General features: G+C 68.4%; 18 protein-coding genes and 2 pseudogenes. 6 read left to right on the top strand and 14 right to left on the bottom strand.

The annotated features are described in order from the left end of the window. Positions 1-414 precede the first annotated feature (414 nt). Positions 415-1,479, top strand: coding sequence for an LppU/SCO3897 family protein (locus FB390_RS26315; RefSeq protein WP_141811368.1), 1,065 nt, complete (start codon positions 415-417; stop codon positions 1,477-1,479). A gap of 7 nt (positions 1,480-1,486) precedes the next feature. Here FB390_RS26315 and FB390_RS26310 read toward each other — a convergent pair whose 3' ends face one another. Both FB390_RS26310 and FB390_RS26305 read right to left on the bottom strand, forming a co-directional pair. Continuing rightward, entirely contained in the window at positions 1,487-1,825 is a 339-nt protein-coding gene (locus tag FB390_RS26310; RefSeq protein WP_141811367.1) for an MmcQ/YjbR family DNA-binding protein, read from the bottom strand. 103 nt (positions 1,826-1,928) lie between these two features. Further along, entirely contained in the window at positions 1,929-2,558 is a 630-nt protein-coding gene (locus tag FB390_RS26305; RefSeq protein WP_246124214.1) for a TetR/AcrR family transcriptional regulator, read from the bottom strand. Positions 2,559-2,748: 190 nt separating this feature from the next. On the opposite strand from FB390_RS26305, the gene FB390_RS26300 reads away from it, so the two are divergent. Further along, positions 2,749-3,540: a hypothetical protein gene (locus FB390_RS26300; protein ID WP_141811366.1), complete on the top strand. Its 792-nt coding sequence runs from the start codon at positions 2,749-2,751 to the stop codon at positions 3,538-3,540. 347 nt (positions 3,541-3,887) lie between these two features. Beyond that, positions 3,888-5,312, top strand: a complete 1,425-nt coding sequence (locus FB390_RS26295; protein ID WP_141811365.1) for a DUF1254 domain-containing protein — start codon at positions 3,888-3,890, stop codon at positions 5,310-5,312. Between the two features lie 159 nt (positions 5,313-5,471). On the opposite strand, the gene FB390_RS26290 is transcribed toward FB390_RS26295, so the two are convergent. Continuing rightward, positions 5,472-6,116, bottom strand: a complete 645-nt coding sequence (locus FB390_RS26290; protein ID WP_141811364.1) for a hypothetical protein — start codon at positions 6,114-6,116, stop codon at positions 5,472-5,474. 405 nt (positions 6,117-6,521) lie between these two features. On the opposite strand from FB390_RS26290, the gene FB390_RS26285 reads away from it, so the two are divergent. Continuing rightward, positions 6,522-6,935, top strand: a complete 414-nt coding sequence (locus tag FB390_RS26285; RefSeq protein ID WP_141811363.1) for a hypothetical protein — start codon at positions 6,522-6,524, stop codon at positions 6,933-6,935. 289 nt (positions 6,936-7,224) lie between these two features. Here the strand turns inward: FB390_RS26285 and FB390_RS34950 are convergent. Continuing rightward, positions 7,225-7,317: pseudogene (locus tag FB390_RS34950) on the bottom strand (YxiG-like protein); the annotation flags it as partial. Positions 7,318-7,480: 163 nt separating this feature from the next. Between FB390_RS34950 and FB390_RS26280 the strand changes: the two are divergent. After that, positions 7,481-8,443, top strand: coding sequence for an extracellular catalytic domain type 1 short-chain-length polyhydroxyalkanoate depolymerase (locus FB390_RS26280; protein WP_141811362.1), 963 nt, complete (start codon positions 7,481-7,483; stop codon positions 8,441-8,443). Between the two features lie 83 nt (positions 8,444-8,526). Here the strand turns inward: FB390_RS26280 and FB390_RS26275 are convergent, their stop codons facing one another. From FB390_RS26275 to FB390_RS26250, 6 genes and pseudogenes are all read right to left on the bottom strand, one after another. Beyond that, on the bottom strand, positions 8,527-9,513 hold the full coding sequence (locus tag FB390_RS26275; RefSeq protein ID WP_141811361.1) for a phytoene/squalene synthase family protein: 987 nt from the start codon (positions 9,511-9,513) through the stop codon (positions 8,527-8,529). Between the two features lie 13 nt (positions 9,514-9,526). After that, a pseudogene (gene crtI / locus FB390_RS26270) lies at positions 9,527-11,036 on the bottom strand (phytoene desaturase family protein). A 12-nt stretch (positions 11,037-11,048) separates the two neighbouring features. After that, positions 11,049-12,173 carry a polyprenyl synthetase family protein gene (locus tag FB390_RS26265; RefSeq protein ID WP_425465889.1) on the bottom strand — a complete coding sequence of 375 codons (1,125 nt, stop codon included), beginning with the start codon at positions 12,171-12,173 and terminating at the stop codon, positions 11,049-11,051. Between the two features lie 651 nt (positions 12,174-12,824). Continuing rightward, the gene (locus tag FB390_RS26260) at positions 12,825-13,322 is read right to left on the bottom strand and encodes a GNAT family N-acetyltransferase (RefSeq protein ID WP_141811359.1); all 498 of its coding nucleotides are present in this window, start codon (positions 13,320-13,322) and stop codon (positions 12,825-12,827) included. Positions 13,323-13,418: 96 nt separating this feature from the next. After that, a complete protein-coding gene (gene xylB / locus FB390_RS26255) occupies positions 13,419-14,816 on the bottom strand; it encodes a xylulokinase (protein ID WP_141811358.1) in 1,398 nt (465 codons plus the stop codon). Then, positions 14,813-15,817 carry a zinc-dependent alcohol dehydrogenase family protein gene (locus tag FB390_RS26250; protein WP_141811357.1) on the bottom strand — a complete coding sequence of 335 codons (1,005 nt, stop codon included), beginning with the start codon at positions 15,815-15,817 and terminating at the stop codon, positions 14,813-14,815. Before FB390_RS26250 ends, xylB begins: the two co-directional genes overlap by 4 nt. Before the next feature lie 77 nt (positions 15,818-15,894). Here FB390_RS26250 and FB390_RS26245 point away from each other — a divergent pair, with 77 nt between their 5' ends. Further along, positions 15,895-16,356 (top strand): hypothetical protein, encoded by a 462-nt coding sequence (locus FB390_RS26245; RefSeq protein ID WP_141811356.1) that lies wholly within the window; start codon positions 15,895-15,897, stop codon positions 16,354-16,356. On the opposite strand, the gene FB390_RS26240 is transcribed toward FB390_RS26245, so the two are convergent. The 4 genes from FB390_RS26240 to FB390_RS26225 all read right to left on the bottom strand — a co-directional run bounded on the left by FB390_RS26240 (position 16,347) and on the right by FB390_RS26225 (position 20,804). Beyond that, entirely contained in the window at positions 16,347-17,363 is a 1,017-nt protein-coding gene (locus FB390_RS26240) for a glycoside hydrolase family 172 protein (RefSeq protein ID WP_185757181.1), read from the bottom strand. The genes FB390_RS26245 and FB390_RS26240 overlap by 10 nt on opposite strands. Beyond that, the gene (locus tag FB390_RS26235) at positions 17,360-17,812 is read right to left on the bottom strand and encodes a thioredoxin family protein (RefSeq protein ID WP_342780434.1); all 453 of its coding nucleotides are present in this window, start codon (positions 17,810-17,812) and stop codon (positions 17,360-17,362) included. Before FB390_RS26235 ends, FB390_RS26240 begins: the two co-directional genes overlap by 4 nt. Before the next feature lie 63 nt (positions 17,813-17,875). Beyond that, complete coding sequence (locus FB390_RS26230; protein WP_221639370.1) at positions 17,876-19,360, bottom strand: FGGY-family carbohydrate kinase; 1,485 nt, start codon at positions 19,358-19,360, stop codon at positions 17,876-17,878. A gap of 25 nt (positions 19,361-19,385) precedes the next feature. Then, on the bottom strand, positions 19,386-20,804 hold the full coding sequence (locus tag FB390_RS26225; protein ID WP_141811353.1) for an L-fucose/L-arabinose isomerase family protein: 1,419 nt from the start codon (positions 20,802-20,804) through the stop codon (positions 19,386-19,388). Positions 20,805-20,856: the final 52 nt, after the last annotated feature.

The following is a 20,856-nucleotide window of genomic DNA, read 5'->3' as shown; positions in this document are numbered from 1 at the left end:
GTCGGTCAGCAGGATCGCCGCCGTCCTGGCGTCACGTCAGGGCGGCGGCGCGCTCGTCTGCGCTGACGACACGGCATCGGCACGGACCTCGTCCCGGCGGCGCTCATCCCCAGAAGCCTTGTCCGTGAGCGATTTTCGACCAGTCCGCGGAACGAGCTTCCGGGGCGGGCTAAGATCAACTTCTCCGCGCTCGCGGGGATTTCGAGTTTTTTACTTTTCAGCTGGTGGGGGAAGATCTTGCGCGACCCAGCGGACAACCATGCCGACGATCCCACGGGGTCCGCACCGGTGGAATCGCCGGATTCGGCGCCCGCCGTGCCGGATCTCGCACCTTCGTACACGGCCGTAGCGTCGGATGCGTCACCCGTGCCGCCGGCCGCTGGGCCGCACCCGTCGCCAGCGAACACGGCCGTTGTGCCGTTACCCTCGCCCGCGAACCAGGTCGACCGCAGCGGATCGTCGGAGCGCCGCAAACTTGTGTCGCTCGCGCTCGCCGCGGCGGTGTTGCTGGCGGCGGCCGCGGTGCTCGTCGGATACCAGTTGAAGCGCTCGGAGCCCGCGGCGATGGCCGTCGACGAGTGTGTCGCGCTCCGCACGGGCGCGCCCGTCGAATACGGCTGCGCCGACAGCCAGGCGCTGTACCGCATCGTGGCGCGGGAAGCCGTGGTGTGGCCGCTGGAGTCGGCGTGCATGAAGTACTCCGACGCCACCAAGGCCGTCGCGGAACCCGTCGCCACGGGCGCGCAGCCCGAGATCGCGCTCTGCCTGGCGCCGACCCGGTTCAACAGCGACGACCCGGGCGCTCTCCAGGCGGACGACTGCGTCACCGTCAAAGGTGCGGGCGAGACGGTGACCCGTGTCCCTTGCGGGTCGAGCGGCCTCCTGTCCAGGGTCGTCAGCACGGAGTTGCATCGTCAGGTACCGGTCACCGACCGGGCGTGCCGTGAGCAACCGAAAGCCAGGCAGGCCTTCGCCCATTCCTCGCTCGGCGGCCGAGCCATCGTCGTGTGCGCGGTGGCGACCGATCCGAAGGACATCGACAACGCCGTGGTCGGCGACTGCACCGGCAAGGATATGACCGCCCTGATGCGCTGCGACCAACCCGGTGCGTACCTGCGTATCCTCACGGTGGGCGTCGTGCATCAGAAGCCGTCGCGGCCGGAGTGCCGCGGCGTTACGGGCGCCAACTCCTCCTCCATGGCGCACAACGACAAGACGGACCTGGTTCTGGTGGTCTGCCTGGGCCCGGTCCCGCCGAACGATTCGGCGTACGCGCAGGTCGGCGACTGCGTCGCCGTCGACAAGAGCGGAGGACCCGTCCAGACCCAGGTGCTCGACTGCGCCCAACCGGCGGCCACCTATCGGGTGATCGAGCGGCACGAGTCCGACGACGGTGTGTGCCCGGACCAAGGCTCCGCCCGGATCACCTTGGATTCGGGCGTGACGAACGGTTCGACGATCTGCCTCAGCCGCAAGTGATCGTCGTTCACGCCGGGTCGTCGAGCAAATGCCGCGGCGCGGCCTGCCGCCACGAGTCGAGCACGATCGCCTCCAACTCGTCCCGGTCGTCGAGCGCCGCGAGCCGCACCCGAACCCACGGATTGTTCGCCTCGTGCGCCGCGATCCAGAACTTCTCCGGCTCCGCCACCACCAACTCGTCCCGATCGACCGGGGGACACCGCACCGCCATCGACGTCTCGTTCTCCGGCAACGTCAGGAACAACTTCCCCGCCACCCGGAAAATCGGCATCCCCCAAGCGAACTGCTCGCTCGTCTCCGCCAACGACAAGGCATAGGCACGGACATCGTCCCCGGTAGCGCTCATGCCCCGAATCCTTCCAGGCGTCACCGACATCCGGCGGGGATGGTCCGGCCTGTCCGTCGACCTCGGCCGCGCGGCGCGGGCTCGCATCGCTTGCCGCGTGTCGTCACTTCGACACGCTGTGCAAGGTCAGGGTGTGGTCGATGCAGCGGGTGACGAAGGCGCTGTCGAGCGGCTGGTCGCTGACCAACAGCCGGAAATACAAAGGGGCGGAAAGGGTTTCGAGGACTTCCCGGGGGTCCACGTCGTCGGGTAGCTCGCCGCGGTCGACGGCTCTGCGGATGACGTGGGATGTCCGTTCGAATCGCTCGTTCCAGAAGCGGTGGCGTGCGGCGGCGACATCCGGGTCGGCGGATAGGGCGATGGTGGTGCCGAGCAGGCGCGCGATGCCGGGGCGGGAGATCAGGTGCGAGATCTGCTCGGCGAGTTGTCGCAGATCTCCGCGCAGAGTTCCGGTGTCGGGTGCGGGGTTGCCCACCGCCGCCATCTCGGTGACCGCCTCGGCGATCAGTGCGGTGCGGGTGCCCCAGCGTCGATAGATCGTCGTCTCGGCGACACCGGCTCGTGCGGCGACGTCGCCGATGGTCAAGCCCTCGATGCCGTGTTCGGCGACCTGATCCAGGGTTGCGGTGAGTACGGCTTCCCGCACCCGTGCGGAGCGTCCCCCGGTCCGCTTGCGCGGCGCCGGGGGCGTCATCGACTGCTCGTTCTCGGGATCACGTCCGCGCTGGTTCATGGTCTGTCCGCTCGACTAAAAGCTATTTCGATTTGCGTTTAGTCGATACTAGCGCCATTCTTAAAGCAAGAATCGATAGCGTTAACGAGCGGCTGGGTCTCTGTGGTCCCGCGGTGAGTGGCGCGCCTACGGCCGAGTGGGCGTCGCCGCACCGGGGAACCACTTCGCAGGCAGAAAAGAGGTAGGAACCATGGTCGAGGCCATCGAGGTCCGTGCGATCGTCGGCGGGAAAGCGATCTCGCGCGAAAGGGTGCTGGCATGGGAATCCCGCCGGGCCGACGCGGTGCTACGGAAGTTCGCCGCACGCCTGGGGCGGCGCGGCATGGCCGAACTCATGCCCGACCGAACCCTCGATGAGTTGCGCGGCGCTCCTCTCGACGTGCGGCGATCCGAATCGACGACGCTGAAGACCCGGCTGGGTCATGCCGGTGTCTACGCCATGCTCAAGCGCGAGCTGGCGCTGTCCGAGCGTGTGACTCGGATCGGTGTCGCCGCGAGCCGAGGGCGGACCGAACATGCCATCACCCGTCTGGAAGTACCGGGCTACTCCGCCGAGCGGTTCGCCGCATGGTTCGACAATCTGACCGCCGCCAACGCGGAAACCGACATGATCGACGCCTGCCCCGACCACTACCTGCTACGCGGCCTGCCCGACGGACGCCAGGAAGTCGTCGAAACAACCGGCGGATCACCGGCGGCGTCGCGGTTCGTCATCGACTACACCGACACCCAAAACCTGACCATCCCGATCGATCCCGGCTACCCCATCCAGATCGCGGGCCAAGCCCTTCTCGACGACGGTCTGGCCATCGGCGGTGTGCGCCATCAGTTCCGTGACCGCGAGGGCACACTCGAGGCCCTGCTGACCGCGCAATTCCCAGCTACCGTGCCCGCCAGGCTCATTCGCCAACACGAGTGGCATCTGGCGGTGGAGTTCAGCAACTGGATGATCGCGGCGGCACCGGTCGCGGCCACGTCGTGAGGACTGGGACGGCGCACCGCATGGCGACGACGCGCGAAAGCCCGGCGGCGAGGATGCCGGGAGCGCTCGCCTTCGGCGTGTGAGCGGGCATCACCTCTGGCGACGCTCACGTCCCGAAAACTTCCGGATCCCAACTGCATTCGTGAGCCGCACCGCACTTTCGCGAAGTCGAGCGGACGGCATGTGGTCATCCATCGGTTGCGGCGTGGTGCCGAAGACGCCGTCGGCGCGAATTCCGCCTCCGGTCGGGGTCCGGTTTGCTAGCGTCGAGCTGGCGATTGCTGATCGTGTGCTAGATGGATGTCGCGTGACGTGTCAGTGCGGACGGCGAACCATTGGAGGCGGGCGTGACGAAGAATTTCGGTGTGGTCGACCGGCGTTCGCTCTTCGGCATCGGGGCCGCCCTCGCGGCGAGTGTCGCGGTGAGCGCGTGTGATTCCGACGAGAAGAGCAGTACGAATACCGCGACGAGCGGTACGTCACCGTCGAACGATCCGACGGCGGTGGCGGCGGACGCGTATGTGTTCGGGTATCCGCTCGTGTTGATGGACGCGACACGCGCCGCGGCGGGTCCCGCGAATGTGTTCGTCCATGCCGATCAGTTGCCGACACCCGCCGATCGAACCGTGGTTCGGATGAATCTCGACACTCTGTATTCGCAGGCGTGGTTGGATCTGCGGGCCGAGCCACTGGTGCTGCAAGTTCCCGAGATGGAGCCGGACCGATACTGGCTGATGCAGATGCTCGACGCCTGGACCAACACGGTGCACAACCCGAGCAGTGCGCGGCCCAAGGTGCGATCCGGCCAGCAGACTCCGCCGTTCACATATCTGCTGACCGGGCCTGGCTGGTCCGGCGAGGTCCCGCCCGACATGACACAGTTGGCGATGCCCACGAACACCGTCTGGGTGATCGGCCGGGTGCAGGTCGACGGCGACGCCGACATCGCCGCGGTGCGGGCGATCCAGCAGAAGATGAAGCTCGCGCCGTTGAGCGCCTGGCAGGCCGACTCCGACCGTGCCACCCCGGGGGTCACGGCCGAAGTCGGCCAACCGTCGGCCAATCCGTCCAAGCAGGTCGCCGACATGGACGGGCCGACTTTCTTCGCCAAATTCTCGGCGCTGATGATGGTCGATCCGCCGGCCCCGGACGACCAACCCGCCATGCTTCGTTTCGCGACCCTCGGTATCACCCCGGGCGGCACCCCGACCGCTGACGCGGCCGTTCTCGACGCGGGCGCGCAGTCCGCCAAGGAGCAGATCGCCGATTATCAGGACCCGCAAATTCGCGCAGCCAACGGCTGGAAGTACTCGACCGATCTCGGCGCTTACGGAACGAACTATCCGCTGCGCGCCAAGACCGCGCGGTTCGCCCTCGGCGCGAATCTCCCCGAAGACGCGCTGTATCCGAGCCTCACCGGTACGGCCGACGCGAACGGCGCCGCCCAGCGGTTCCGGTTGCATTTCGCCGCCGACCAATTCCCGCCGGTCGACGCGTTCTGGTCCATCACCGCCTACGACGCCGACAGCTTCCTGATTCCGAACCCGGCGAACATCTACGCCGTCGGCCATCAGATCCCGATCACGAAAAACGCCGACGGGTCGGCCGATATCGCCGTGCAGAACGCCGATCCCGGTGGCTCGGTGCCGGTCGGCAACTGGCTGCCGATTCCCGCGAGTGGCAAGTTCTCGCTGAGCATGCGCCTTTACGCGCCGAAACCCGAAGCAGCCGAGGGGAAGTGGGAACCACCCGCGCTCGAGAACGTCACCTGAGCGCGGCCGCACCCTCCTTCGTCAGGCGGTATCCGCGAGCGCTGCTTCAGGATTCGACTCCGGTCGCCATATCTCGACGCTCCAGAGTTCACTGTTGCGCCCGTACACGGCAACCGCCGAGACCTCAACGCGGAATCTCCGTCCGTTGAGCCGACTCGCTCAGCGATGCGGTACTGGCCGGGGGAAAGCGCCGGACGGTGATGTGGGAGGCGGAGCGGGTTGGTTGGGGAGGAGGGGGATCGGCCGTCGTAGGTCGACCACGTTCGCCACCTTGAATACGCGTTCGCGCCTCATGATCGGCCCGACTTCCGGGGCGCCGAGCGACACGGTCACGGTGCAGTCACCGGGACCCAATGCCACGAGCATCCCGTTGCGAACGATGGCCGCGAGCGGCTGAACCCGCACTGCCACATCGAGTTCCAGCGAGAATTCGCCGACCTGATTCTCACCGACGACGACCTCGAGGCGTGGACAGCAGGTCCGGGTGACTTCGTGTGCGTACAACTCGACCCGCTCGACTCCGCCCGTGCGGGTTCGCATCGCCGCGCCGCGCAGCCGCTCGTAGCGGCGCCACCCGGCGACCGCGACCCCGCCCAAGTCGATCTCGAGCAGTCCGTCGACGGCCTTGGCCACCTGACACACCGCCGCCGACCGCAGTCCTGCCGCAACCACCGGCGCCCGCCGCAGCGCCAGCTCTTCGACACCGCTCGTGCGCAGGCGCTCGGCCAGATCGCCTTCGACGACTTCACGGACCGCGCCGCCGAACAGCGCCGACCGAGCCGTAATCGTTGCCGGACTCGTCATCGTGGAACCTCCTTCACCTCTAGCCGCGGCGCGCCCACACTCAGCAGCACCCGCACCGCGGGAGCTTCGGTCGGCGCGGCGACCTCGCGAACGTGGATAGACGGGCTCATATCCCCGACCACCTGCACACGAATTTGCGGGGGAAGCGCATCACGAGTGTGCTCGGGCGATGAACCGTGCGGACGCCCGCGCCGTCGGTGCGTGACGAACGCCGCCCCACCGAGCGCCAGGAGGAACGCGCCGAGGCCCAGCGCATCGCCGATGCGATCGTCCGGCGGCTTCTCTCTCCCTCCCAGCACAGCAGTCGACGAACTCGTAGCGATCGGGGGCGCGACAAGCGACTCGGTGGTGGTCTCGACTGTCGGTCGAGCGGTTGTGGTGGGTGGCTCGGTCGGCGTGGTGGTCGTGGGCGGTTCGGCCGGGCTGGTTGTCGGTGGGGTGGCCGGGCTGGTTGTGGGCGGTTGGACCGGGCTGGTTGTGGGCGGTCTGACCAGGTTAGTTGTGGTCGGTACGACCGAATTCGTTGTGGGCGGGTCGGTCGTGCCGGGCGGATTGGTCGTGTCGGGCGGATTGGTCGTGTCGGGCGGATTGGTCGTGATGGGGGGATCGGTCGTGATGGGGGGATCGGTCGTGTCGGTCGAATCACAGCATCCGGACTCGTCCGGCCACCCGGGCGCGGTGTTCGTCGGCGTCGACCCCGCGATCGGCACCAGCCCCACGCCGAGCGCCCCCGCCGCCGTCACAGCGACGAGGAAGGCTCTGGCCCTGCTAGTCATGCTCTCCTCCAAGATCCGGATCACGACACTCGATCCGTGCTAGAGGCCAAGCCTTCGCCCCTCGCGACACGCCGACGCGAGTAGTCGGCTACCTGTTTCGAACAGCTGGCAGACCCGTCCGGCAATCGGAGTGCAACTGCCTGGCGGCTCGAACTCGACGATGTCCGGTACAACGGGATGGCACGTATGGAGTCCGCTGTGCGACCGCTCGATCCCTCGCGGGGCGCGTCGACATAGTTCTCGCCGCTCTCCGGTGACGCTGCGGTTCGCGGCGGCCAAGCGAGTTCACGACCGGTCTCATACTCGACGAGGCGCTCGTCGAGTGAGCAAGCTCAAACATCCGGCGGCACAGCGGATTCGACCGCCGCGCGAACGCAGTACTCGAACCGGTACCGCAGATACTCGGGCCGTACGCCGGTCCGAGGGTCGGCAGTGGCCGGCCGACACCGTGATGATCATGGCCCGAGCTGTTTGGAATAGTTATCCTTCAGAAGGAGCCGGTGCTCGGTAGCGCCCGATCCCGCATCGAAGGATCGCCCGAGGTGCGAGTCGCGAGTATTCGTCGATGCTTTCGTGTGGGGAGTGCAGTTGATCGACCGTGTCATCTCTCGAAAGCGGCTGGCGGCCATGGTCGCCGCGCTGCTGCTCGCCTCGGGTCTGGCCGCATTGGGTAGTCCGCGCGCGTACGCGGCCGATATCACCGAGCGCAGCTACACCAACGCGGCGGGCACCCGCAGCTACTACCTGCACGTGCCGCCTGGCGACACGGCGGGCAAACCCCTGATGATCTACCTGCACGGCTGCACCGACCCCGAGGCGCAACTGGCCGGCAACGGCTTCTCGCTGACCAGGATCGCCGACGAGCTGGGTTTCGTCCTCGCGTACCCGATCCAGACCAGGGACGCCAACGAGCGCTGGTGCTGGAACTGGTTCGACCCCGCCAATCAGGAGCGCGATACCGGTGAGCCCTCGATCGTCGCGGGCATCACCGAAACTCTGATCCAGGAGTTCGGGATCGACCGCGCCCGCGTCTACGTCGGCGGCTACTCGGCGGGCGGCGGTATGAGCACCGTCATGGCGGCGACGTATCCGGATCTGTACGCCGCCATAGCCCCGATGGCGGGTGGACCGCACGGCATGAGCATGCGGCCGCCCGTAGCGGATCTCACCGGCGCCACCATCGTCGCGTCGATGGGTTCGCGAGCCCGCCCGGTCCCGGCCTTCTTCCTCCAAGACCTCGCCGATCAGACCAGCCTCTACCCGATCGGCCGTGCCAACATCCTGCAGTGGCTCGGCGCCGATCGGCGGGCGGGCAACCTCACCCTCGCCGACACGCCGACCGCGGTTACCACTACTGCGGACCCGATCCCCGCGACCATCGAGCACTACACCGGAAGTGGCTGCGAACTGGCACAATTCATCACGCCCATCGGACCCGACCACATCGGCGGCGGGCTGCTCATGCAATCGTCCTCTGGACTCACCTTGCAGCGCCGGATGATGGACTTCCTTCTGGCCCACCGACTCACCGGTCCACGACAGTCCTGCTGAGAGCTGTTCCACCATCGGACCGGCGACTACGTATGCGCCGCGCTGAAGACGACCTGAGAGCTCCTAAATGGTCGACGCCTCGATCATGGAACTCGACGAAGCGGCGTCCTGATACTGACATCGCGCCCGGAGACCACCGTCTCCGACCGCAGCACGCTGCGCGCCCACCATGCGCGCAGTAGTCCCTCGGCGCCCACGCGAACACGCCGCCGGGTCCCAACGGCGGCGCGATGGCCGAACACTTCGAAATCGCTGTCCTCGATACGATCCAGGATTTCCGAGTACAGCAGCAGCGCAGTAGCCACGCAGGGACGCGAGCGCGGTGCCAGTCGCTCGATGCCACCACGCGCGAAATCGTAGATGCGCCTGGTGACCTCGTGTTGTGCGGCAAGCGCGCGGCGCACCCGGGCATCCCCTCGGCCACGGCCACGGCACCACAAGAGCAGTTCCCGGTCGACGCCGTGAACGGCCAGTTCGTCGGCGGGCAGATAGACACGATCGCGAGCCAGGTCTTCGTCGACATCCCGGAGAAAGTTGGTGAGCTGGAACGCCTTACCCAGCGCCGCTGCGTACGGCTCCGCCTCCTGCCTCGATGCCGTCGTGCCCAGAATCGGCAACAGTTGGAGACCGATCACTTCAGCCGATCCGTAGACATAGCGGTCCAGTGCGCCGCGATCCGGGTAAGTGGTCACCGACAGATCCATCCGCATCGATGTGAGAAATGCGTCGAAGAGATCGTCCGGTATGCGGTAGCGGTCGGCGGTGTGCAAGACCGCGGCCAGCACCGGATCGCCGCCGACATCGCGGATTTTCAATTGTCTTGCCAGGCTGTCCAATCGGGACGCTCGGTCGGACGTCGCGAGTCGTGTATCGAGGTCGTCGACGATGTCGTCCGCGCGGCGAGCGAAGCCGTAGAGCGCGTGCACGCCGGGTCGCTGGTCGGGGGCGAGCAACCGCGTTGCCAGGAAGAACGTCTTACCGTGCCGGGCATTGAGTGCCCGGCAGTGTTCATACGATCGGCGTAGTGATCGATCGGTGATACCTGCCGCATCGAGTTCGGTACGCGTCATCTCGGGTGTCCGATCAGTGGTAGGAGTGTGCGGGATTTCCCGGACGGCGGGCCGTGCCGGAGCGCACCGGCCCGGTGACACGGTCGGCGGCTAGACGCCCGGAGATCAGCACCGGCGGGATACCGACACCTGGCACGGTCGACGCGCCCGCGAGCACGGCATTGTCGATACCGCGAATCATGTTGGCGGGCCGAAAGGGTCCGGTTTGGGCAAAGGTATGTGCCAGAGCAAACGGACTGCCTGCGAGCATGTCTTGGGCGGCCCAATCCGTAGGCGTGACCATGCGCAGGAGCCGGACGTCTCGCAACGCCGATTTTCCCAGACGTTTTCGGGCGATATCGAGAACATGCTCGGCGTAATCGTGACCGAAGCGCGGCCAATCGATTCGTCCTTTTTCCAAATTCGGGACCGGCGCGAGGATGTAGAGCAGATCCCGTCCCTCCGGCGCCAACTCGGGGTCGCCTGCCGTAGGCCGAGTCACCAGCAGCGATGGATCGGACGGGACCCGGCCCGCACCGATGATGTCGTGAAAGGCCGACTCCCAGGCCGCGCCGAACAGCAGAGAATGATGCGGGATCGCGAGCGGATCGCACGAGACGTGCAGTATCGCCGCGGAGGGGGCTGCGACCACCGGAACCGGGCGCCGTGAACGATGTCCGAGCAGTGCGTAGGTGCGATGTCTTTCGGTTGTCAGAACCACTGCGTCACAGGCTATTCGGTCGCCTCGATCGGTGTGGACGGCATGAACGCGGGCGCCTCTGCGCGCCAATGCCGTAACGGTGGTCTGGTAGCGGAATCGCACACCGGCGGCTTCGGCCGCGGCGGCGAGCGCGTCGGGCAGTGCGCGCATACCGCCCTTCGGGAAGTACACGCCCGCCATCGTGTCCATGTAGGCGATCACGGCGGGCGCGGTCGGGTGCGACACCGGCATACAGCGACTGGAAGGTGAACACGCGCCGCAGGTCGGGATCGGTGATGAACCGGGCGACCTGCCGATCCCAGTTGCCGAAGCCGCCCAGGCCCGCCAACTCGGCGAGCGCCGGAGTCAGCATCGAGCGCGGCGAGTCGTAATTCGTTGCGATGAAGCGGTCGAACTCGACGTCGTAGAGCCGCCTCAGCCATTCACGCAGTCGCCGATAGCCTTCGGCTTGGTCGGCGCCCGCAAACTCGGTGATCGCGTGCACCATGGTTGGCTCGTCGCTGTGCACGTCGAGGAAGCGTCCGTCGGCGAACCGGGCGCGATAGGCCGGCGCGACCGGCATCAATTCCAGACGATCTCCGGTCTGTTCTCCGACCGCGTCGAAGATCTCATCGATCAGCTCGGGCATCGTCAACACAGTCGGACCGGTGTCGATTCGACAGCCGTCCAGATCCAGCCGACCCATCCGCCCGCCCGGGACAGTGGCGCGTTCGATCACTGTCACCGCGCGCCCTCGTCCGGCCAGATGGATGGCAGCCGACAGACCCGCCAGCCCCGCCCCTACCACCACGACATGGTCGGTACAGCCTTTGACAGTGCGCATCGCGTACCTCCTCTACAGCTGCCGCGCCGTGCACAACAGCGCCATCTGTGCCAGCGCCACCCGCAGCCCGATACCGAGGGAGCTTTCGCTCAGCGCGTGCATTGCGGCTTCGACGCGATCGGCGATCATCGTCTCGATGTATGCGGGCGCGCCGGATGCGGCGACCAGGGCACGACAGCGGTCGATCGCGGGGCGATCGAGCACCGGCCTGCTCATCAGTTCCGACAACTCGTCCCGCACCATGGGATCGGCGAATTCGAGGGCGACGACTATGACACTGGTGGCCTTGTGCTGACCGAGATCGCTGTCGGTGGGCTTGCCGGTGAGCGCTGCCGAGCCGAAGATTCCCAGCAGGTCGTCGCGCAGTTGAAACGCCTCGCCGACGCGAGTTCCGAAGCGAGCCAATATGTTCAGTGTGTCCTGGTCGCACCCGGCCATCGCGGCGCCCAGCTCCAGTGGGCGCCGGACGGTGTAGTTTCCGGATTTCGCGCGTGCGATGGCGAGGATGTGATCAAGGTCGGGCCGACCGCGCACGTCGTTGATCAGGTCGGCGAATTGGCCGATCGCCAATTCGATGCGCATCGCGTCGTAGCCCGGCCACACACGGGCCAGAGCTGCGGGCTCGACACCGCTGTCTCGCAGCATCTGCTCGGCCCACACCAGGCACATGTCGCCGAGCAACGTCGCCGCCGACGCGCCGAAGCGAACCGCGGAACCAGCCTTGTGATCGCGCCGGTGCCGCTCGGCAAGTCGTACATGCGCTGCCGACGCGCCGCGGCGCAGCACGGCATCGTCCATGACGTCGTCCTGCAACAGGGCGAAGGCGTGCAGCAGCTCCAAGCTTGCCGCCGCACGCAACGCGGCGCCATCCGGTTCGGCTCCGCAGAGCCACCCCAGATACATCAACGTCGAGCGCAGGCACTTCCCGCCGGTGGCGTAGTGCACCAGAATGTCCTCGACACCCCACGAGTCGAGTCCGTCGATTCGTAGATCTCGGAGGAAACCAATCAGTTCGGCGAGTACTCGCCCCCGCACCTCCACGCGCCAGCGCTCGAATCCTGGGCCGAGATCGGACACGCTTTCCGCGGGCGGCGGGCCTGCGGGTGTCCATAGCGAATTCACCGATGGGGCGCTCACCGGCTCCCTCTCCTTCGAACGCTCGGAGCAGTGCGCCACTCGTCGGCAGGCGTCCTCGGCGCGCGAGGCAGATCCGTCGCGATCGCCGTCATGGACGCCAGATGTCCAAGAATCGGACTGGCGGCTAGCAAATAACGGCCCATCATCCCTCCGCGAAGCTTCGAGAGCGGTCTCACCCATCGTACGCCAAACGATGCACTAATGATTCATCTCCTGTGTTCAATGCTGAATCGGGACCGAGCGGGACACGGCCACGGCATCCTGGCCCGAGGAGCATCAGCCGCTGCGTTCCTGCTGCTCGTGACATAGATCGTTACAGTGTCGCCGTTCGGCTGTAGGCATCGGACTCCTGATCCCGACTGGCAAGTGCGGCCGAAGCGGACCGACCCTCTTCGCCGGTTATCGATTCACAAGTGATCCGCTGATCCAACTGGTCCCACAGCCCACGAACGAGGCCTCGCTCACAACGGGAGACTGCCTCGCTACCCAGTGAGCCAGCGGCAGATACGTGCGTTTCCCGACGCACTCCCGCGCCGACCGGGCTTCGACATCATCACGGCCTGGCTCGATATGCAGCCGAGGTCGTTCAGGACTCGCGCGTGGGTGATGGGTAGCCACACGTCACTTCAAGATCGCGGACATCCGAGTGCATCAGCTACTCGCCGCACCGAGCGGGATCCAGTACCGCCGCGCCGGTCCGAGTTCGGTGTCCCGGATTTCCTCGAGCACCCCACCGTGCCGTTCGATCGTCTTCGCCGAGGCGATATTGTCCGCCGCGCAAATGGCCAGCACTCGGTCCATGCCCAAAGCCCGCGCCTCGTCGAGCATCCGTCCCAGCGCCCACGTCGCCAGTCCACGGCGGCGGGCCGACGGCCGGATGCCGTAACCGATGTGACCCGACCGTTCCGCGAACTCGTCGGACCGGAGCGCGATCCCACCGAGCACCCGGTCACCTTCGACGATCCACCGGTAGATACACGACCTCGCACCGGACAGCCGCGCGACCCACGCCGCGAACCCGTCCGGCGACTCGACCTCGTCCGACGCCCGCAACCCGAAACCGTCCTCGTGCAGGCCCGGCCCCCACTCCGCGTGCGCCTCGAGCCACGCGGCATGCAGACGCGTGGTCGGTGCGATCAGCTCGGGCATAGCGTGACCCTACCGAGCCACGGCCTCACGTCGCCGTCGCCCGGCAATTCGGCCACTGGCGCGTTGCGACTTCGCCCTGCTCACGGGCGCCGCGGGTCAGCCGTAGAGGGCGTCCCGCGCGCGGGCGTAACTCTCGCGGGTGGCGCGACCGGTGGCGGCGCCCGCCGCGGAGACGTGGATTTCCGCGGCCCTGCGGGTCGGCCACGGCGGGGGAGCGGGCGTACCCGCGAGGGCCCAGGCGGCTTGACGAGCCGCGCCGAGGGCGACGTATTCCTCGGGTTCGGGGATCGTGACGGGACGGCCGAAGATCTGCGCGGCGATCGCGCGGACCAGCGAGGAACGGGCGGCGCCGCCGATGAGGAGGACGCGGCGCGGTGCGATGCCGGTGGCGACGAGGCGGTCCAGGGCATCGGCCATGTTGCAGAGCATGCCCTCGTAGGTTGCGCGGGCGAGGTGCCAGGGATGCATGGTCCGTGGACGCAGACCGTGCAGGCTGCCCGCCGCGTGCGGCAGGTTGGGGGTCCGTTCGCCCGTGAGGTAGGGCAGCAGGACGAGTCCTTCGGCGCCCGGGGGAGCCTGGGCCGCAAGGGCTTCCAATCCGGGTAGGTCGACGCCGAGAAGCTGCGCGGAGGCGGTGAGCACGCGTGCCGCGTTGAGCGTGCCGACCAACGGGAGGAACGAACCGGTCGCGTCGGCGAACCCCGCGATCGCGCCGGACGGGTCGGCGCTGGGAGCGCTGCCGCGCGCGTAGACGGTGCCGCTGGTGCCAAGAGACACCACGATGTCGCCGGGCTCGAGCCCCAATCCCAGTGCGGCCGCGGCATTGTCGCCGGTCCCCGCCGCGACCAGCACGCCCGAGGCGGTGTGTCCCGCGATTTCGGCGGGACCGAGCACGCGAGGTAGCAGGGGTGTTCGGCCACGAAAAGCAAGTGATACCAGGTCTTCTCGGTAGTGCTCCGAGGCCGGCGACCAATAGCCGGTGCCCGACGCGTCGCCGCGGTCGGTGACGGGTTCGGCGTCGCGGCCGCGCAACCGCCAGGTCAGATAGTCGTGCGGCAGGAGTATGCGCCGTGCGCGGTCGGCGAGCTCGGGTTCGTGATCGGCGAACCAGCGCAGTTTGGTGACGGTGAACGCGGCGACCGGCACGCTGCCCACGGCGTCGGCCCACGCGCTCGGACCACCGAGCTCCCGAACCAGATCCTCGGCCGCCGCGGCCGAACGAACGTCGTTCCACAGCAGTGCGTCTCGGAGAGGTGTGCCGTCGGCGTCCAGCGCCACCATGCCGTGTTGCTGCCCGGCCACCGCGATCGCGTCGACCCGGTCGAGCAGCCCGTCGCCCGCGGCGCGCAGCGCGTTCCACCAGGCTTCGGCGGGCACCGCGGTGCCGTCGGGATGCGGTGCGGTGCCCCGCTCGAGCACCGCGCCGGTCGCCGCGTCGCAGACGACGATCTTGCACGACTGGGTGGAGCTGTCCACCCCGGCCACCCGCGTCATCCCGAGCGGTCCGGCCGGATTTGGATCTTGCGGCCCACGCCGTCGCGGAAAGCCGTTAGGGCGTCGGCGAATTCGTCGAGCGCGAAGCCGTGGGTGATCATGGTGTCGGCGTCGATCACGCCCTTGCCCATCAACTCCACCGCCCGTCCGAAACTGTGCAGCACCGCCATCGAACCGACGATGGTGATCTCGTCGTTGTAGATCCGGAACGGGGAGATGGCGGCGGTCGCCGCGCCTGGCGCGACGCCGAACTGCTGATACACCCCGCCGCGCCGGACCCTGGTCAAGCCGTCTTCGATCGCGGGGATCGCGCCGGTGCAGTCGATGACGACCTCCCACCCCTGCGGGCGGTCGAAGCTGTCGGCCTCGGTCCCGACAGCGTCCGCGCCGAGTTTCTCGGCCACCGCCAGCCGCGCGGTGTCGAGATCGACGACCGACACCGACGCCGCGCCCGCCACCCGCGCCAACTGGAGCATCAACAGCCCCATGGTGCCCGCGCCGTAGAGCAGATAGTGGGCGCCGAGCGCACGGGGAAGCACGTCGAAGGCGTGCACCGCGCAGGACAGCGGCTCCACCAGCGCGCCGTGGCTCAGCGAGACCGAGTCCGGCAGGCGGTGGCAGTTGGCGGCGGGCACCGCGACGTACTCGGCCATCGCCCCGTCCACGGTGTCGCCGATCGCGCCCCAGCGTTCGCACAGATTGCCGCGGCCGATCGCGCAGTAGTGGCAGGTCCCGCAGAACAGCGAGGGATCCACCGCGACCCGATCGCCCATCACGACGCCCACCACCTCGTTGCCGACGGCGACCACCTCGCCCGCGAACTCGTGCCCGGGCACGATCGGATATGGCGTCGGCGGGAACTCGCCGTCCACGATGTGGGCGTCGGTGCCGCAAATACCGACAGCGGCGACGCGCACCACCACCGCGCCGGGACCGGGGACCGGATCCGGTACGGTCTGCACGGAACAACGACCTGGCGTCTCGATGACCACCGCGCGCATCCCTCTACCTTGCACCCGGAGCGTCGTGCGGCGATGCATTTCGAGTATTCGCGCCCGCGATCGGGCAAACTGACCCGGTGCGTGCGGACCCGAGTCGACCAACCGACGATCCCGATCCGGCGGCGGTTCGGACCGAGTTCGACGCCGCCGCGCCCGAGCATCCGTTCCTGGAATTGGCCAGGGGCGAACGAGACTGGATCCGGGCCCGTCGCCTACCCGACGGCATGTACGAACTCCAGCACTGCCGCGGCGAGGACGCGCGCCGATTCGAGTTGTACACCTCCGATCACTGCCTGGTCCGCGACCTGCTGTGCGGCTGGCTCGACGACGCTCCCGGATGGTCCGAGGCCGCGGTCTGGTCTCCGGTCGATCCGGCGATCGAGGAACTCGAACGGGTGCGCAGCGAATTGGCCGGGCTGCTCGGAGGTTTGACGGTGCTCGACGACCTCGGCACCGGACTGGATCTGGCGCTGGCGCGCGCCGACGAGCTGATGGGCGAGCTGGACGCCGCCGCGCTGGAGCTGCCGGGTCAGCCCTGATACCACCATGCGGTGGTGGCGATCTCGGCCCGCTCCAGCGGCAGGTAGGTCCCCGGATCCGACCAGCCGAGCGCCTGCACGGTGACGCGCAGCTCGCTGTGGAAGCAGATCGGGTCGCGCACGTGCCACCGGTACATGCCGAAACGCTGGTCGGCCTCGTAGCATCGGTCGGGCGGAAGCACTTGGGGCAGACCGAGATACGGCGTCGAGTAGGTGCGGTAGCGGCCGTCCATGTCGAAGTTCCACGCGCCGCCGAAGTAGTCCTCGGTGCCGGTGCCGCAGATGCTCGGGTGGTCGGTGTCGCCGTCGAGGTAGAACTTCAGCTCGCCCTCGCCCCACCACCCCGGGTCGCCGGGCCGGATGGCGAGATAGGTGCCCACGTAACGCCCTCGCCCGGTGACGTCGTCGAGAATGGTGTGCACCGCCGGGCTGCCCAGCGGTGCGCTGCGCCGCCACGCGGCGTGCAGGTAGCCGGCGTCGCCGGGTACGTCCTCTTCGGTGTAGGTGATCTGGTAGTACACCGGCACCGCCCGGTCGGCGCCGTTGTGCAACGTGATCCGCGCGCGTCGGCGAAAAGGCATGGGCCAGTAGCTGTTCAGACCGCCCGCCGGGGCGACCACGATCATCTCCGAGTTCACCAGCGCGAGCTCGTCCCACGCGTTGCAGAAGAAGTCGCCGAGCGGCAGCCGCACGGCTGGTCGCGGCGCGTCGTCCCAGTGCATGCGCAGGGTCAGGTCGCGGAGTGCGGTGCGGTCGGTCGTCAGCCAGAAGTGCCGGACCACACCCGGGCCCGTCACGTCGGCCAGGATCGCCGTGTCGCCGGGATCGAGCAGGATGGACGGCGAGACCTTCCATCCGACGCCCAGATCACGTGCGGCGTGTGCGCCGGTGCCGTCGGTCGCGCGGGCTCCCATGCCGGGTGCGCCGGTGGGGTTCTCGGCGCTGATCGACCGCGTGCGCGCGGCATCGAGCCGCCACAATTCCGATGGCGACCCGGCCGCGGTCACAGCCCGGGCCAGCCGTACTGGACGGGTCCGCGAGCCGGTCCGGCCATACGGGCGGCGCCCGCGGGGGCCGCCCCGACGGGTTCGGCCTGCTGTGGGTCTCCGCCCTGCGCGGCCAGTTCTTTGCGGACCTGATCCATGTCCAGCCAGCGCACCTGCTGCACGACCTCCTCGAGATCGGCGGCGGGCAGGAACCCCGGCTGGGAGAACACCAGCAGGCCCTCACGGAAGGCCATCAGCGTGGGGAACCGGTCGACCTGCGCCATCGCCGTCAGCGCTACTTCGGCCTCGGTGTCGACCTTGCCGTGCACGATGTCGGGGTGCAGATCGGAGGATGCCTCGTACACGGGCGCGAAATGGCGGCACGGGCCGCACCAGCCCGCCCACCAGTCGATCAGCACGATGTGGTTGCCGTTGACGACGTGGTGAAAGTTCTCTTGTGTCAAGGTCACTGTGGGCAATTCGGGTCCTCCCTGCCGGTTCTGCCTCATGCATCCTGGCACGACGTCCGAGGATCAGGAAGGCGGGTGCGCTCTGCGTTGCTCGGCCGCGAGGAAATGCGCGATCTCGGCGGTCGCGGTGTAGAGCTCGCGATAGCGGCGGTAGTACGGCTCGTAGTCGGCGGTGCGCGCCGGATCGGGGACGACGGTGTCGGCCACCGGGTTCCACGCCGAGGTGTCGAGACCGGCCGCGGTGGCGGCCAGCATGGCGTCACCGAGGCAGGCGCCTACGGTGTCGGCGGGCAGCTGCTGGGGCAGTCCGGTGACTTCGGAGACGATCCGCGTCCACAGTCCGCCCTTGGTGCCGCCGCCGACGGCGACCAGCCGCCGCGCCTGCCCGCCCGCCTCGGTCATCGCCTCCAGGTTGTGCCGGACGCCGTAGGCGATCGACTCCAGCGCGGCGCGGTACAACTCGGCGCGGCCGTGGCGCAGCGTGAGTCCCGCCACGACGCCGCGCGCGTCGGGATCGAAGAGCGGGGTGCGTTCGCCCGCGAAATAGGGGAGCGCCAGCAGGCCGCGGCTGCCCGCAGGCACCGCGGCGGCCTCGGTCACCAGCTCGGTGTAGTCGCCGCCGACCAGATCGCGCAGCCATTCGGTGACCGCGCCGGAGGTGGCCATGCCCGCCGCGAGAGTGTATGTGCCTGGCCATGTTCCGCACGTTCCCCAGAGACCGGGATGCGGGACCGGCTCGGTCAGCACCTGCACGAGGAACATGGTGGTGCCGTACATGACCATGGCGTCGCCGGGTGCGCGCACGCCGACGCTCTCGGCCTCGGCCCAGGCGTCGATCGTTCCGGTGGTGACCGGCAGACCCGCGGGCAGGCCCGTCGCCGCGGCGGCGGCCGTGCTCACCCGGCCGACGATCTCGGTGGGCCACGCCAGTTCGGGCAGCGCCAAGCCGGGCGCCACTGCTTCGGCCCAGTCCGCCGCCCACTCGCGCTTGCGCAGATCGTAGAGCGGCACGCACTGGCTGGCGGATTGGTGATCGAGCACGTATCGGCCCGTGAGGCGGTGCACCAGAAAGGAACTCGCCATCAGCAGCAGCTCGGTGCGGTCGGCGACCCGCGGTTCGTGCCGCGCCAGCCAGCGGAGTTTGGGTCCGACCGCCTGACTCGTCAGCGGCGAACCGGCCCGATCCAGCACGGCGTCCGCGCCGAATTCCGCGTTCAGTTCCGCGATTTCGGCGGTCGCACGGGTGTCGACGCCGTAGAGAACGGCCGGCCGCAACGGATTTCCGGCACCGTCGGCGGGCAGCAGGCACGGCCCGATGCCGGACACCGCGAGCCCGTCGACGTCGGCCCCGCCCGCCCCCACCAGCTCGGTGGTGATCGCGATGAAATCCGACCACCACACCGCTTCCGCGTCGTGCTCCACCCACCCCGGACGCGGCGTCGAGACGGCATGAGCGCGTTCGGCTCTCGCGACGACCGTGCCGTCCGCGCGCACCAGCACGCCCTTGGAGGCCGAGGTGCCGATATCGATGCCGAGGAACACGCTCACCACCGTTCCCGCTGACCGGCCGGGGTCATCGCGGGTCGCGGGTGAACTCGTCGAGCGCGACGCCGAGCAACTCGCAGGTCGCACGCACCGCCGCACGGTGGTCGCCCGGCACGCCGTGAATGTGGTTGGCGCCGAAGCGGGACAGGAAATCCTCGGCGCGCGCGTCGAGCCGTGCGAACGCGTGCGGCCACTCCCTGGTGGACTGTTTCATCAGCGATTCGTTGGTCTGCTCGTCGTAGGCCTCGAACTCGCCCAGCATCAGCTGCATCCGGTAGTCGCCGTCCTTGCGGGTCAGCCGGGCCAGGGTCATCGTGCCCGGCGCGGCGAGGTGATGCACCGACGCGCCGCCCGCCGGAAAGAAGAACACCTCCGGGTAGAGGTGCACCCGGGCCAGGTTCTCCGCCGGATCGGCGCTGCGGGCGGCGAACCAGGTCGCGTGCTGACCGGAATTGCACAGATCCCAGATGTCGCGATCGGCGTGATAGTGCCGGACGTCGGCGAACAGCACGGGGGTGCCCGCGAGGTGTTTGAGCAGCTGCATGGTGAGCGCGCCGTCCATGTCGGCCTCGGTGGCGCAGACGTGGGTCTCCTTGGGGCCGTTCCAGTCGTAGGGGTCGTTGAGGAACGCCTCGGTGACGTCCATCGTCGCGAAGTACTGGGTGAGCTCCGGCTGTCCCTTGATGCCCGAGAAATCCAGCCGCCACTGCGCGATCAGCTCGCGCACGGCCAGGTACGAGCGGATCTGGCGCTCCAGCAGCTCCGGGGTGAGTTTCGCGCCGTCGTAGTGCACGGTGGCGTGACGTTCCAGCCACTCCCGCGCGGCCTTGGCCTCACCGGCGTCCGCCTGGTCGGCCCGGCGCACGATCTCCCACTGGTCGATCTCCTCCACGTCGATGCCGAACAGCCGCTGCCACTGATCGGTGTTGGCGACGGCGGTGTTCATGCCCATCGGCCGCCCGCCGAAGCGTCCGAAAGTGCTGCCGCGCAACGCCGAGACGGCCGCCGCCGCCGTGGCGCGCACCCCGATCGCCTCGATCAGCGCGGCGTCCTCCGGATCGCCCCACAACCGGGTGTGCGCGCGGCCGATCTGGTCCAGCGCGCCACCCGCGGCGAGCATGCCGACCATTCCCGGCTGCACCGGGTCGATGTTCGAGAGCAACAGCAGCGGGCCGGGTGTCGCGCCGGCGGCGAGCATGCTGAAGTGCGGGAAGGCCCAGACGGCGTAGTGCAGCACGGTGAGGTCGACGCCGGCCGCGGCCACCTCGCGCGCCACCGATCCGGCCAGCGCGTTGTCGCTGATGATGTCCGTGCCGCGCACCACCTCGTGGCCCGCCGCGGTCAGTGCGGCGACGAGACGGTCCTCGGTGGTCCGGATGAAGTCCGCGATGCCGGTGTGCACGTAGTCGCGGCCGTCGGAAACGCTGATCACGCCGATACGGGCCATGCCGTTACCTCCCCGCGGGTGGGTGGGCGGATAGTCGACTCGCTCAACAGAT

The sequence above is a fragment of the Nocardia bhagyanarayanae genome, assembly GCF_006716565.1.
Classification (GTDB): Bacteria; Actinomycetota; Actinomycetes; order Mycobacteriales; family Mycobacteriaceae; genus Nocardia; species Nocardia bhagyanarayanae.
Note: the sequence above shows the minus strand (reverse complement) of the source record. Positions and strands in the feature narration are given on the sequence as shown.